The organism is Klebsiella sp. ZJOU C1 (genome assembly GCF_035620215.1).
GTDB lineage: Bacteria > Pseudomonadota > Gammaproteobacteria > Enterobacterales > Enterobacteriaceae > Klebsiella > Klebsiella variicola.
The window spans coordinates 4,951,916-4,965,563 of the sequence record NZ_CP141644.1 but is presented as its reverse complement, the minus strand read 5'-3'; the positions used below and the strand labels follow the sequence as shown (position 1 = coordinate 4,965,563).

Below are 13,648 nucleotides of genomic sequence, written 5' to 3'. Positions count from 1 at the left end.
TGACCCATTAATTCCGACGTTTGATTAGCTTAGCGTAAAAGAAGCCATCACCTTCTTCCGGGCCCGGCAGATTTTGCTGCCCGGGGCTCGCCGGCGTACCGGTTGCATGAAGTTCAGCATCCGGGGTTCGTGCGAGGAAGGCGGAAATTTGCTGACTATTCTCTTCCGGCAGAATAGAACAGGTAGCGTAAACCAGCGTACCGCCTGGTTTCAGGTGCTCCCAGGTGGCATTCAGGATCTCGGCCTGCAGCTGGGCTAACTCGGCGATATCCCGATCCCGGCGCAGCCATTTGATATCCGGATGGCGGCGAATGACGCCGGTGGCGGAGCAGGGGGCATCCAGCAGAATACGATCGAACTGTTCGTTGCCACACCACTGCTCAGGGAAGCGACCATCGCCCTGTTTGACTTCGGCTTTCATGCCCAGCCGTTTCAGGTTGTCATAGACGCGTGACAGACGCTGTTCATCAATATCCACCGCCATGACCTGAGCCTGCGGGGCAACCTCCAGAATATGCGTCGTCTTGCCGCCCGGTGCGGCGCAAAGATCGAGAATGCGTTCGCCATTTTCCGGCAGCAGGTAGCGCATACAGCCCTGGGCCGAGGCATCCTGGACGGTGACCCAGCCTTCGGCAAAACCTGGCAACGCATGGACTGGGGCAGGGGTGGCCAGACGCACGGCGTCGGGATAGTCAGGGTGGGTGAAGCCCTCTAAGCCGGCCTCTTTAAGCAGAGCAAGCCATTCATCCCGGGAATGATGGTTGCGATTAACGCGCAGCCACATCGGCGGGCGCTGGTTGTTCGCATCGACGATCTCCTGCCACTGCTGCGGCCAGGCCTGCTGCAGGCGTTTCAGCAGCCATTTGGGATGAAGATAGCGGTTTTCATGCTCAGCAAATTCGACTAATAACGCTTCCTGCTGGCGCTGGAACTGGCGTAGCACGCCGTTGATCAGCCCTTTAAGCTGCGGGCGTTTAATGGCCACCGCGCCTTCTACCGTTTCCGCCAGTGCGGCATGCGGAGGAATACGGGTATAGAGCAACTGATAAAGCCCAACCATGATCAGAAAATGCACGGTGCGCTGTTTGCCGGTCATCGGACGCGCCATCAGCTTGTTGATAAGCCACTCAAGCTGACTGAGCGTACGCAATACGCCAAAGCACAGCTCCTGCAACAGCGCTTTGTCTTTATCGCTGACTTTCTGCTGCAGAGGGGGCAGAACGTTGCTCAAAGACTGACCTTGTTCTACCACTTGCTCGATAGCCTGGGCGGCCAGACTGCGTAAGTTTATTTTGTTTTTCATAAGCGCAAAAATAAAAATGCCCGGCTAACCCGGGCTTTTAAAGAGACAACCGTCAGGCGAGACGGGTACCAGGGATGAACCACTCCCGGCGGGAATTGAGTAAGTCCTGCGAGCTCATCGCTTTTTTACCCGCTGGCTGTAGTGATTCCAGACTGAGGATCCCATCACCCGTGGCGACCTGAATACCCTGTTTGGTTGCTGCCACTATTGTTCCCGGCTCGGCGTGCGTGGCTTCGGCAATAACCGATGCCCGCCAGACTTTGACTGGCTGCCCGTCAATCTCCAGCCAGCTCATTGGCCAAGGATTAAACGCCCGGATGCAACGTTCCAGCTGTGCAGCGGAAAGCGACCAGTCGATGCGGGCCTCTTCTTTACTCAGCTTCTCGGCATAACTGACGAGTGACTCGTCCTGGACTTCAGGCTGTGCCGTTCCGTTTGCCAGTTGCGCTAAGGTTGTCAGCAGTCCCTGTGGGCCGAGGCCGGCCAGCTTATCGTACAGGCTGCCGCTGGTATCCTCAGCGGTAATGGGGCAGGAAAGCTTATACAGCATGTCACCCGTATCAAGGCCGACGTCCATCTGCATGATGGTCACGCCGGTTTCGCTATCGCCCGCCCACAGCGAACGCTGGATCGGCGCGGCGCCACGCCAGCGCGGCAGCAGGGAGCCATGAACGTTGATGCAGCCCAGACGCGGCATCTCAAGCACCGCTTTTGGCAGGATCAGACCATACGCCACCACCACCATGATATCGGCGCCTAAATCGGCGACGAGCTGTTGGTTCTCCTGCGGACGAAGAGACGATGGCTGGAATACGGGGACGTCATGGGCTTCAGCCAGCACTTTTACCGGGCTCGGCATCAATTTTTTGCCGCGTCCCGCGGGACGGTCTGGCTGAGTAAACACGCCAACGATCTGATGTTCAGACGACAACAACGCGTCAAGATGACGCGCTGCAAAATCGGGGGTGCCGGCGAAAATGATACGTAGTGAATGTGACACGGTATTCCTTGTTATCAGGCACGGGAACGTAAACGATCCAGTTTCTCAACCTTCTGACGAATGCGCTGTTGTTTGAGCGGTGACAGATAGTCAATAAACAGTTTGCCAACCAGGTGATCCATTTCATGCTGGATACAGATCGCCAGCAGGCCATCGGCCTCCAGCTCAAACGGCTTACCGTCGCGATCCAGCGCACGGATCTTCACTTTTTCCGCACGGGGTACCAGAGCACGCTGTTCCGGAATGGACAAGCAGCCTTCTTCAATACCGGTTTCGCCGTCTTTTTCCAGCAGCTCCGGGTTGATTAACACCAGCCGCTCTTCACGATTTTCCGACACATCGATCACGATGATGCGCTGATGGATATCGACCTGGGTTGCGGCCAGACCGATGCCTTCCTCGGCGTACATGGTGTCGAACATATCATCGACGATACGCTGAATTTCCGCATTCACTTCTTTGACCGGCTCGGCGACTTTGCGAAGGCGCTCGTCCGGAATATGTAACACTTGCAAAACTGCCATAAAGTTCCAGAGTCGTATTCAGGAGTTGATAAGATTATTAGCTCTATTCTAGACAAAACCCCCTGCAATTGACAGTCTCACTGTCCAATCGCAAAGATTGTCAATGCCGCTTATGGCAGGGGGTAAGGATGACGCCCGACGAGATTTGGCTGCGGCTGATGAAGGTCAATAATTTGTATGGCGACAGGATGCTGGATATTGCGCAGCGGTTATGCGCAGCCGCTTTCGTGGATAGTGAAGCGCTACATGCCGTTGGGATGACCGCGGCGCAGGTGAAGCCATTTTTACGGTTTGACGAGCGAGAGCTTGACGAGACGCAGCGCTGGCTGGAACACCCGGATCATCATCTGTTACGGGCTGACGATCCGCGCTATCCGTTGCGGCTAAGGGCTATCGCTGATTACCCCGGCGCGTTGCTGGTCAGTGGCGACCCCGCCCTGCTTCACAGCGCGCAGCTTGCCGTTATTGGCAGCCGTTTGCACTCCTGGTATGGCGCCCGCTGGGGAAAACTGTTCAGCGAAACGCTGGCGCGTAGAGGGATCACCATCACCAGTGGGCTGGCGTTAGGCATTGATGGCGTTGCGCACCGCGGCGCGCTGGCCGCGGAGGGGAAAACCATCGCGGTGCTGGGCAACGGGCTGGAACAGGTTTATCCGCGGCGCCATGCAAACCTCGCCCAACAGATCATCGACAATGGCGGTACGCTGGTCTCTGAATTTCCACTCATTACGCCGCCGCTTCCCGCTCATTTTCCCCGACGTAACCGTATTATCAGCGGCTTAAGTTTGGGCGTGCTGGTGATTGAGGCGGCGTTGCGAAGCGGATCGCTGGTCACCGTCCGTTGCGCCCTGGAGCAGGGAAGAGATGTGTTCGCCCTGCCTGGCCCGATTGGTAATCCGGGATCTGAAGGTCCGCACTGGTTAATCAAGCAAGGCGCGGTACCGGTGACCTCGCCAGAGGATATCGTGGAGTACTGGCAAAACGAGCTGGCCTGGCTTACTGATACGTCTGATTCGATAAATAATTGCGCCGATCAGCCGTCTGTAGCATTGCCATTTCCGGAGCTCCTGGCTAACGTAGGAGATGAGGTAACACCTGTTGACGTTGTCGCTGAACGTGCCGGCCAATCTGTGCCAGTAACCGTAGCTCAGCTACTTGAACTGGAGTTAGCAGGCTGGATCGCAGCTGTACCCGGCGGCTATGTCCGATTAAGGAGGGCAAGCCATGTTCGACGTACTCATGTATTTGTTTGAAACTTACATCCATAACGAAGCAGAAATGCGCGTGGATCAGGACAAACTGACGCGGGATCTTACCGATGCAGGCTTTGAGCGGGAAGATATCTATAACGCGTTAATGTGGCTCGAGAAACTGGCTGATTATCAGGAAGGTCTCGTTGAACCCATGCAGCTCGCTTCCGACCCGCTGTCGCTTCGGGTGTATACCGAAGAGGAGTGCCAGCGTCTGGATGCCAGTTGCCGGGGATTTTTACTCTTCCTCGAGCAGATTCAGGTGTTGAACCTCGAAACGCGAGAAATGGTGATAGAGCGCGTCCTGGCGCTGGATACAGCAGAATTTGAACTGGAAGACCTGAAATGGGTCATCCTGATGGTACTGTTCAACATTCCGGGCTGTGAAAACGCCTATCAGCAAATGGAAGAATTACTCTTCGAAGTAAATGAAGGTATGCTGCATTAATCTTTTTGCAGCAACATCGAGTTGTTATGACCAAATCAGCACTGTTTTCGGTGCGTAAAAATGAGCCCTGCCCGCAGTGCGGGGCTGAACTGGTGATCCGTTCCGGGAAACATGGCCCGTTTCTCGGCTGTTCGCATTATCCGGACTGTGACTATATCCGTCCCCTGAAAAGTCAGGCGGACGGTCATATCGTTAAGGTGCTGGAGGGACAGGAGTGCCCATCTTGCGGCGCTGTCATGGTGTTACGCCAGGGGCGCTTTGGTATGTTTATCGGCTGCAGTCGCTATCCCGAATGCGAGCATACCGAGCTGATTGATAAACCCGATGAGACCGCTATCGCCTGTCCGCAATGCGGACAAGGGCATCTGGTCCAGCGTCGCTCTCGTTTCGGTAAAACCTTTCATTCCTGCGATCGCTACCCTGATTGCCAGTTCGTTATCAATTTTAAACCGGTAGCGGGCGAATGCCCTGAATGCCATTACCCGCTGTTAATTGAAAAGAAGACGGCGCAGGGGCTCAGACGCTTCTGTGCCAGTAAACAATGTGGAAAGCCGATCCCGGCGGAATAAATCAGTGAACAATAACCTGCCCTCAGAAACCGTCGCACATGCCGTGGCGGTACTGAAAAATGAACATGTCATCGCCTACCCCACAGAAGCCGTTTTTGGCGTTGGCTGCGATCCAGACAGCGAAACGGCCGTCATGCGTCTGCTGGAGCTGAAGCAGCGTCCTGTTGACAAGGGATTGATCCTTATCGCCGCCAGCTTTGAGCAGTTGAAGCCTTATGTTGATGATTCACGGTTAAGTGACTCGCAGCGGGACGCTATCTTTTCCTGCTGGCCGGGACCGGTGACGTTTGTATTCCCGGCGCGTCCTGAAACGCCGCGCTGGCTGACGGGGCGTTTTGATTCGCTGGCCGTACGCGTGACCAACCATCCGCTGGTGATTGAATTGTGCGAAGCTTACGGAAAACCGCTGGTCTCGACGAGCGCCAATCTCACCGGGCAACCACCGTGTCGTACCACCGCAGAGGTTCATGCTCAGTTTGGTGACAGCTTCCCGGTTGTGGATGGCGCCACAGGTGGACGGCAAAATCCATCTGAAATCCGTGATGCCCTGACGGGTAAACTGTTCCGCCAGGGGTGAACCATGGAAACCTATGCCGTTTTTGGTAATCCGATCGCGCACAGCAAATCGCCTTCTATTCATCAGCTGTTTGCCCGCCAGTTAGGGATTACTCATCCTTATGGACGTGTGCTGGCGCCGCTGGACGATTTTGTCTCTTCTCTGAATCAGTTCTTTGCAGAAGGAGGAAAGGGGGCCAACGTCACCGTTCCTTTTAAAGAGGAAGCTTTTGCGCGCGCGGACGAGCTGACAGAACGCGCTGCGCTGGCGGGAGCAGTAAATACCCTGAAACGCCTGGAAGATGGCCGTTTACTGGGGGACAACACCGACGGTATTGGCCTCCTGAGCGATCTGGAACGCCTGGGGTTCATTAAGCCGCGCCAGCGGATCCTGCTGGTAGGTGCTGGTGGCGCATCACGCGGGGTTCTTTTGCCGCTTCTGTCGCTGGGATGTGCCGTCACGATCGTGAATCGAACCTATTCTCGTGCCCATGAGTTAGCCACTCTCTTCGCCCATACCGGTAGCGTCAGCGCAAGAGAGATGGATACCTTATCCGGGGAGACATTCGATCTGATCATCAATGCGACGTCCAGTGGAATAGACGGTGATGTACCGGCTATCCCGGCATCTGTTGTCCACGCTGACGTGTATTGCTATGACATGTTTTACCAGAAAGGGCCAACACCGTTTCTTCACTGGTGCCAGCAGTATGGCGCAGTCCACTGTGCTGATGGGCTGGGAATGCTGGTGGCGCAAGCCGCCCATGCTGTTCTGCTATGGCACGGCGTCCTGCCGGCTATCGCTCCGGTCATCGAAACGCTGCAGCAGGAACTGAATGCATGAATCAGGCGATTCAGTTTCCTGACCGGGAATCATGGGATGCCGAACGGCAGGGTGTGGTTTTTCCTGTGCTGGTCAATGGGATGCAATTAACCTGCGCAATTTCAGGACAGAGCCTGCAGCAGCGTTTTGGTGCAGAGGGGCCAGCGCAGTGGCTGGCCGCCTTCCAGGAACATCGTTGGGATCTAGAGGAAGAGGTGGAAGCATTGATCCGCGATGGTCAAGAAGATGCTCAGGGCTGGATCTGGTTATCCTGATCCAGGTATTCATTTTTCCATTTCACATAGTTATTTGCTGAATACTTCAGTCCTTCCCGTTCCGTCTCCGTCAGGGGGCGGATCTGTTTGACCGGATTGCCAAAGTAAAGGTAGCCGCTTTCCAGTTGTTTGTTCTGCGGTACCAAACTGCCTGCACCAATCATGACGTCATCGCCAACGACGACACCATCTAATAAGATCGAACCCATACCAACCAGCACGCGGTTGCCGATAGTGCAGCCGTGCAGCATCACTTTATGACCAACAGTTACATCCTCACCAATGATCAGCGGATTTCCCTCCGGCTTATAAGAGGACTTATGGGTCACATGGAGAACGCTACCGTCCTGAATATTGCTGCGTTGACCTATCGATACATAGTTGACGTCGCCGCGAATGGCCACCAGAGGCCAGACGCTGACATCATCGGCAATTCTGACATCACCGATGACAACGCTGGATGCGTCAATCATGACGCGAAGACCGATTTGTGGGAAAAATGCTTTATAGGGGCGCAGCTGAGCAGACATATAGACCTCAAAATACCGGAATGTAAGAAGACTTTGGTGGCTTTTATCTCCCTGTGCAACCCCTGAAAACGGTGAAAATTGAGCAAATCGTGCAATTACGCGACGAAAAGGGTGAAAAATCACCATTCAGAAAAAAAGATCGAAAAAAGGCTTGTGCAAAAAAATGGGATCCCTATAATGCGCTCCCACTGACACGGCAGATGTGAATCACTTCACACAAACAGCCGGTTCGGTTGAAGAGAAAAATCCTGAAATTCAGGGTTGACTCTGAAAGAGGAAAGCGTAATATACGCCACCTCGCGACAGAGCGCTAAAGCGCGTCGCAACTGCTCTTTAACAATTTATCAGACAATCTGTGTGGGCACTCAAAGTGACATGGATTCTTAACGTCCTCGGACGAAAAATGAATACCAAGTCTCTGAGTGAACATACGTAATTCATTACGAAGTTTAATTCACGAGCATCAAACTTAAATTGAAGAGTTTGATCATGGCTCAGATTGAACGCTGGCGGCAGGCCTAACACATGCAAGTCGAGCGGTAGCACAGAGAGCTTGCTCTCGGGTGACGAGCGGCGGACGGGTGAGTAATGTCTGGGAAACTGCCTGATGGAGGGGGATAACTACTGGAAACGGTAGCTAATACCGCATAACGTCGCAAGACCAAAGTGGGGGACCTTCGGGCCTCATGCCATCAGATGTGCCCAGATGGGATTAGCTAGTAGGTGGGGTAACGGCTCACCTAGGCGACGATCCCTAGCTGGTCTGAGAGGATGACCAGCCACACTGGAACTGAGACACGGTCCAGACTCCTACGGGAGGCAGCAGTGGGGAATATTGCACAATGGGCGCAAGCCTGATGCAGCCATGCCGCGTGTGTGAAGAAGGCCTTCGGGTTGTAAAGCACTTTCAGCGGGGAGGAAGGCGGTGAGGTTAATAACCTCATCGATTGACGTTACCCGCAGAAGAAGCACCGGCTAACTCCGTGCCAGCAGCCGCGGTAATACGGAGGGTGCAAGCGTTAATCGGAATTACTGGGCGTAAAGCGCACGCAGGCGGTCTGTCAAGTCGGATGTGAAATCCCCGGGCTCAACCTGGGAACTGCATTCGAAACTGGCAGGCTAGAGTCTTGTAGAGGGGGGTAGAATTCCAGGTGTAGCGGTGAAATGCGTAGAGATCTGGAGGAATACCGGTGGCGAAGGCGGCCCCCTGGACAAAGACTGACGCTCAGGTGCGAAAGCGTGGGGAGCAAACAGGATTAGATACCCTGGTAGTCCACGCTGTAAACGATGTCGATTTGGAGGTTGTGCCCTTGAGGCGTGGCTTCCGGAGCTAACGCGTTAAATCGACCGCCTGGGGAGTACGGCCGCAAGGTTAAAACTCAAATGAATTGACGGGGGCCCGCACAAGCGGTGGAGCATGTGGTTTAATTCGATGCAACGCGAAGAACCTTACCTGGTCTTGACATCCACAGAACTTTCCAGAGATGGATTGGTGCCTTCGGGAACTGTGAGACAGGTGCTGCATGGCTGTCGTCAGCTCGTGTTGTGAAATGTTGGGTTAAGTCCCGCAACGAGCGCAACCCTTATCCTTTGTTGCCAGCGGTTCGGCCGGGAACTCAAAGGAGACTGCCAGTGATAAACTGGAGGAAGGTGGGGATGACGTCAAGTCATCATGGCCCTTACGACCAGGGCTACACACGTGCTACAATGGCATATACAAAGAGAAGCGACCTCGCGAGAGCAAGCGGACCTCATAAAGTATGTCGTAGTCCGGATTGGAGTCTGCAACTCGACTCCATGAAGTCGGAATCGCTAGTAATCGTAGATCAGAATGCTACGGTGAATACGTTCCCGGGCCTTGTACACACCGCCCGTCACACCATGGGAGTGGGTTGCAAAAGAAGTAGGTAGCTTAACCTTCGGGAGGGCGCTTACCACTTTGTGATTCATGACTGGGGTGAAGTCGTAACAAGGTAACCGTAGGGGAACCTGCGGTTGGATCACCTCCTTACCTTAAAGAACCTGCCTTTGTAGTGCTCACACAGATTGTTTGATAAATGATAAATTTCAAAATGTACTGCGAAGTGCATTGTGAAATTTTGCTCTTTAAAAATCTGGATCAAGCTGAAAATTGAAACGACACACTGTTTAAGTGTGTTCGAGTCTCTCAAATTTTCGCAATCTGAAGACATCTTCGGGTTGTGAGGTTAAGCGACTAAGCGTACACGGTGGATGCCCTGGCAGTCAGAGGCGATGAAGGACGTGCTAATCTGCGAAAAGCGTCGGTAAGGTGATATGAACCGTTATAACCGGCGATGTCCGAATGGGGAAACCCAGTGCAATTCGTTGCACTATCGTTAACTGAATACATAGGTTAACGAGGCGAACCGGGGGAACTGAAACATCTAAGTACCCCGAGGAAAAGAAATCAACCGAGATTCCCCCAGTAGCGGCGAGCGAACGGGGAGCAGCCCAGAGTCTGAATCAGCTTGTGTGTTAGTGGAACGGTCTGGAAAGTCCGACGGTACAGGGTGATAGTCCCGTACACCAAAATGCACAGGTTGTGAACTCGAAGAGTAGGGCGGGACACGTGGTATCCTGTCTGAATATGGGGGGACCATCCTCCAAGGCTAAATACTCCTGACTGACCGATAGTGAACCAGTACCGTGAGGGAAAGGCGAAAAGAACCCCGGCGAGGGGAGTGAAAAAGAACCTGAAACCGTGTACGTACAAGCAGTGGGAGCACCTTCGGGTGTGACTGCGTACCTTTTGTATAATGGGTCAGCGACTTATATTCTGTAGCAAGGTTAACCGTATAGGGGAGCCGCAGGGAAACCGAGTCTTAACTGGGCGTTAAGTTGCAGGGTATAGACCCGAAACCCGGTGATCTAGCCATGGGCAGGTTGAAGGTTGGGTAACACTAACTGGAGGACCGAACCGACTAATGTTGAAAAATTAGCGGATGACTTGTGGCTGGGGGTGAAAGGCCAATCAAACCGGGAGATAGCTGGTTCTCCCCGAAAGCTATTTAGGTAGCGCCTCGTGAACTCATCTTCGGGGGTAGAGCACTGTTTCGGCTAGGGGGTCATCCCGACTTACCAACCCGATGCAAACTACGAATACCGAAGAATGTTATCACGGGAGACACACGGCGGGTGCTAACGTCCGTCGTGAAGAGGGAAACAACCCAGACCGCCAGCTAAGGTCCCAAAGTCATGGTTAAGTGGGAAACGATGTGGGAAGGCACAGACAGCCAGGATGTTGGCTTAGAAGCAGCCATCATTTAAAGAAAGCGTAATAGCTCACTGGTCGAGTCGGCCTGCGCGGAAGATGTAACGGGGCTAAACCATGCACCGAAGCTGCGGCAGCGACGCTTATGCGTTGTTGGGTAGGGGAGCGTTCTGTAAGCCTGCGAAGGTGGCCTGTGAGGGTTGCTGGAGGTATCAGAAGTGCGAATGCTGACATAAGTAACGATAAAGCGGGTGAAAAGCCCGCTCGCCGGAAGACCAAGGGTTCCTGTCCAACGTTAATCGGGGCAGGGTGAGTCGACCCCTAAGGCGAGGCCGAAAGGCGTAGTCGATGGGAAACAGGTTAATATTCCTGTACTTGGTGTTACTGCGAAGGGGGGACGGAGAAGGCTATGTTAGCCGGGCGACGGTTGTCCCGGTTTAAGCATGTAGGCGGAGGTTCCAGGTAAATCCGGTACCTTTTAACGCTGAGGTGTGATGACGAGGCACTACGGTGCTGAAGTAACAAATGCCCTGCTTCCAGGAAAAGCCTCTAAGCATCAGGTAACATTAAATCGTACCCCAAACCGACACAGGTGGTCAGGTAGAGAATACCAAGGCGCTTGAGAGAACTCGGGTGAAGGAACTAGGCAAAATGGTGCCGTAACTTCGGGAGAAGGCACGCTGGTGTGTAGGTGAAGTCCCTGCGGATGGAGCTGAGACCAGTCGAAGATACCAGCTGGCTGCAACTGTTTATTAAAAACACAGCACTGTGCAAACACGAAAGTGGACGTATACGGTGTGACGCCTGCCCGGTGCCGGAAGGTTAATTGATGGGGTTATCCGTAAGGAGAAGCTCTTGATCGAAGCCCCGGTAAACGGCGGCCGTAACTATAACGGTCCTAAGGTAGCGAAATTCCTTGTCGGGTAAGTTCCGACCTGCACGAATGGCGTAATGATGGCCAGGCTGTCTCCACCCGAGACTCAGTGAAATTGAACTCGCTGTGAAGATGCAGTGTACCCGCGGCAAGACGGAAAGACCCCGTGAACCTTTACTATAGCTTGACACTGAACATTGAGCCTTGATGTGTAGGATAGGTGGGAGGCTTTGAAGCGTGGACGCCAGTCTGCGTGGAGCCAACCTTGAAATACCACCCTTTAATGTTTGATGTTCTAACGTAGGCCCCTGACCGGGGTTGCGGACAGTGTCTGGTGGGTAGTTTGACTGGGGCGGTCTCCTCCCAAAGAGTAACGGAGGAGCACGAAGGTTAGCTAATCCTGGTCGGACATCAGGAGGTTAGTGCAATGGCATAAGCTAGCTTGACTGCGAGCGTGACGGCGCGAGCAGGTGCGAAAGCAGGTCATAGTGATCCGGTGGTTCTGAATGGAAGGGCCATCGCTCAACGGATAAAAGGTACTCCGGGGATAACAGGCTGATACCGCCCAAGAGTTCATATCGACGGCGGTGTTTGGCACCTCGATGTCGGCTCATCACATCCTGGGGCTGAAGTAGGTCCCAAGGGTATGGCTGTTCGCCATTTAAAGTGGTACGCGAGCTGGGTTTAGAACGTCGTGAGACAGTTCGGTCCCTATCTGCCGTGGGCGCTGGAGAATTGAGGGGGGCTGCTCCTAGTACGAGAGGACCGGAGTGGACGCATCACTGGTGTTCGGGTTGTCATGCCAATGGCACTGCCCGGTAGCTAAATGCGGAAGAGATAAGTGCTGAAAGCATCTAAGCACGAAACTTGCCCCGAGATGAGTTCTCCCTGAGACTTTAAGTCTCCTGAAGGAACGTTGAAGACGACGACGTTGATAGGCCGGGTGTGTAAGCGCAGCGATGCGTTGAGCTAACCGGTACTAATGAACCGTGAGGCTTAACCTTACAACGCCGAAGATGTTTTGGCGGATTTGAGAGAATTTTCAGCTCTGATACAGATTAATCGATGCGTCCGTGAGACGTGTTGATAAAACAGAATTTGCCTGGCGGCGATAGCGCGGTGGTCCCACCTGACCCCATGCCGAACTCAGAAGTGAAACGCCGTAGCGCCGATGGTAGTGTGGGGTCTCCCCATGTGAGAGTAGGGAACTGCCAGGCATCAAATTTAGCGTGCTGATATGGCTCAGTTGGTAGAGCGCACCCTTGGTAAGGGTGAGGTCCCCAGTTCGACTCTGGGTATCAGCACCACTTTTTAGGTTAAAGTTCGGCACGTTGTAAAGAATTTGCCTGGCGACAATAGCGCGGCGGTCCCACCTGACCCCATGCCGAACTCAGAAGTGAAACGTCGTAGCGCCGATGGTAGTGTGGGGTCTCCCCATGTGAGAGTAGGGAATCGCCAGGCATCAAATAAAGCAAAAGGCCCAGTCGAAAGACTGGGCCTTTTGCTTTTGTTATATCTGTTGTTTGCCGATGAGCGCTCTCCGGAGCAGGACAAATCCGCCGGGAGCGGATTTGAACGTTGCGCAGCAACGGCCGGAGGGTAGCGGGCAGGACGCCCGCCATCATTCCCAGGCATCAAATAAAACGAAAGGCTCAGTCGGAAGACCGGGCTTTTTTGTTTTTTGCGGCCAGACGCGCCGCCAGCTCCCCCGGTGGCGCTGCGCTTACCGGGGCTACAGACCCCGTAGCCCGGAAAAGGTGCGCAGCACCGCCTCCGGGGAAAGCAGCGGTCATATCAACGTAAATGAAAGGCCCAGTCGTGTGACTGGGCCTTTTGTCTTTCTGGCGACTGAGCCGAAGGGAACGCCTCCAGGCTGAGCATTTGTGGAGCGGAGTTGCTAACGAGTCAGCGCCACGATACCTAACGTGAGACCGGCAACCGCTGCGGCCCCACCAGCGATCGCACCAGCCGTTTCCCAGTTGTCCTGTGTTGTGCCTTTCATACAGGTATTGGTGTGGACTAAGCGGCCTTGCGAGTCATAAACCGGCACGCAAGGAGAGTCATGGGCACAGCCTGCCAGCAGAGAGGCCAGCAGCGCCACGATTAAATACTTTTTCATGATATTACCTCTGGATAATCCGCAGGGTTGTACTGAGAGCCAGTGCAGAACGGAATGGCTTATTTTATCACCGCGGATTGTCCGGCCCGGATGCCGAAATCATCTCAATTTATGAGCCGCGTAAATATCGTGAAGATAAGCCCGGG

At 54.0% G+C, this 13,648-nt stretch carries 11 protein-coding genes, 1 tRNA gene and 4 rRNA genes; 11 read left to right on the top strand and 5 right to left on the bottom strand.

Translation table 11 applies throughout. The features are described 5' to 3' along the window. Positions 1-7: 7 nt before the first annotated feature. From rsmB to def, 3 genes are read right to left on the bottom strand one after another with little or no spacing between them, the layout of a single operon-like run. The gene (rsmB, locus tag SPE70_RS23835; RefSeq protein WP_008807056.1) at positions 8-1,303 is read right to left on the bottom strand and encodes a 16S rRNA (cytosine(967)-C(5))-methyltransferase RsmB; all 1,296 of its coding nucleotides are present in this window, start codon (positions 1,301-1,303) and stop codon (positions 8-10) included. Between the two features lie 52 nt (positions 1,304-1,355). Beyond that, entirely contained in the window at positions 1,356-2,303 is a 948-nt protein-coding gene (gene fmt, locus SPE70_RS23830) for a methionyl-tRNA formyltransferase (protein ID WP_008807057.1), read from the bottom strand. Between the two features lie 14 nt (positions 2,304-2,317). Then, positions 2,318-2,827 carry a peptide deformylase gene (gene def / locus SPE70_RS23825; RefSeq protein ID WP_008807058.1) on the bottom strand — a complete coding sequence of 170 codons (510 nt, stop codon included), beginning with the start codon at positions 2,825-2,827 and terminating at the stop codon, positions 2,318-2,320. A gap of 128 nt (positions 2,828-2,955) precedes the next feature. Between def and dprA the strand changes: the two genes are divergently transcribed. From dprA to SPE70_RS23795, 6 genes are read left to right on the top strand one after another with little or no spacing between them, the layout of a single operon-like run. Further along, the gene (gene dprA, locus SPE70_RS23820; RefSeq protein ID WP_012967155.1) at positions 2,956-4,080 is read left to right on the top strand and encodes a DNA-protecting protein DprA; all 1,125 of its coding nucleotides are present in this window, start codon (positions 2,956-2,958) and stop codon (positions 4,078-4,080) included. Further along, positions 4,052-4,525 carry a DUF494 family protein Smg gene (gene smg / locus SPE70_RS23815; RefSeq protein ID WP_008807060.1) on the top strand — a complete coding sequence of 158 codons (474 nt, stop codon included), beginning with the start codon at positions 4,052-4,054 and terminating at the stop codon, positions 4,523-4,525. The genes dprA and smg overlap by 29 nt, the downstream gene beginning before the upstream one ends. 26 nt (positions 4,526-4,551) lie before the next feature. Continuing rightward, on the top strand, positions 4,552-5,094 hold the full coding sequence (locus SPE70_RS23810; RefSeq protein ID WP_004145330.1) for a DNA topoisomerase family protein: 543 nt from the start codon (positions 4,552-4,554) through the stop codon (positions 5,092-5,094). Between the two features lie 4 nt (positions 5,095-5,098). Beyond that, on the top strand, positions 5,099-5,671 hold the full coding sequence (gene tsaC / locus SPE70_RS23805; protein WP_008807062.1) for an L-threonylcarbamoyladenylate synthase type 1 TsaC: 573 nt from the start codon (positions 5,099-5,101) through the stop codon (positions 5,669-5,671). Between the two features lie 3 nt (positions 5,672-5,674). Further along, positions 5,675-6,493, top strand: a complete 819-nt coding sequence (gene aroE / locus SPE70_RS23800; RefSeq protein ID WP_008807063.1) for a shikimate dehydrogenase — start codon at positions 5,675-5,677, stop codon at positions 6,491-6,493. After that, positions 6,490-6,747 carry a DUF1488 family protein gene (locus SPE70_RS23795; RefSeq protein WP_008807064.1) on the top strand — a complete coding sequence of 86 codons (258 nt, stop codon included), beginning with the start codon at positions 6,490-6,492 and terminating at the stop codon, positions 6,745-6,747. The genes aroE and SPE70_RS23795 overlap by 4 nt, the downstream gene beginning before the upstream one ends. On the opposite strand, the gene SPE70_RS23790 is transcribed toward SPE70_RS23795, so the two are convergent. Continuing rightward, the gene (locus SPE70_RS23790) at positions 6,723-7,277 is read right to left on the bottom strand and encodes a gamma carbonic anhydrase family protein (protein WP_008807065.1); all 555 of its coding nucleotides are present in this window, start codon (positions 7,275-7,277) and stop codon (positions 6,723-6,725) included. The two genes, SPE70_RS23795 and SPE70_RS23790, sit on opposite strands and share 25 nt — an antisense overlap. A 471-nt stretch (positions 7,278-7,748) precedes the next feature. Here SPE70_RS23790 and SPE70_RS23785 point away from each other — a divergent pair. From SPE70_RS23785 to rrf (SPE70_RS23765), 5 genes are all read left to right on the top strand, one after another. Continuing rightward, positions 7,749-9,288 (top strand): 16S ribosomal RNA (locus tag SPE70_RS23785). A gap of 194 nt (positions 9,289-9,482) precedes the next feature. Further along, positions 9,483-12,387 (top strand): 23S ribosomal RNA (locus SPE70_RS23780). Positions 12,388-12,484: 97 nt separating this feature from the next. Further along, a 5S ribosomal RNA gene (gene rrf, locus SPE70_RS23775) occupies positions 12,485-12,600 on the top strand. A 14-nt stretch (positions 12,601-12,614) separates the two neighbouring features. Next, a tRNA-Thr gene (locus tag SPE70_RS23770) sits at positions 12,615-12,690 on the top strand. A 38-nt stretch (positions 12,691-12,728) separates the two neighbouring features. Next, positions 12,729-12,844 (top strand): 5S ribosomal RNA (rrf, locus tag SPE70_RS23765). Together the 16S, 23S and 5S rRNA genes with 1 tRNA gene alongside form the textbook arrangement of a ribosomal RNA operon. A 436-nt stretch (positions 12,845-13,280) precedes the next feature. Here rrf (SPE70_RS23765) and SPE70_RS23760 read toward each other — a convergent pair. Continuing rightward, positions 13,281-13,502: a putative periplasmic lipoprotein gene (locus SPE70_RS23760; protein ID WP_012540441.1), complete on the bottom strand. Its 222-nt coding sequence runs from the start codon at positions 13,500-13,502 to the stop codon at positions 13,281-13,283. Positions 13,503-13,648 lie beyond the last annotated feature (146 nt).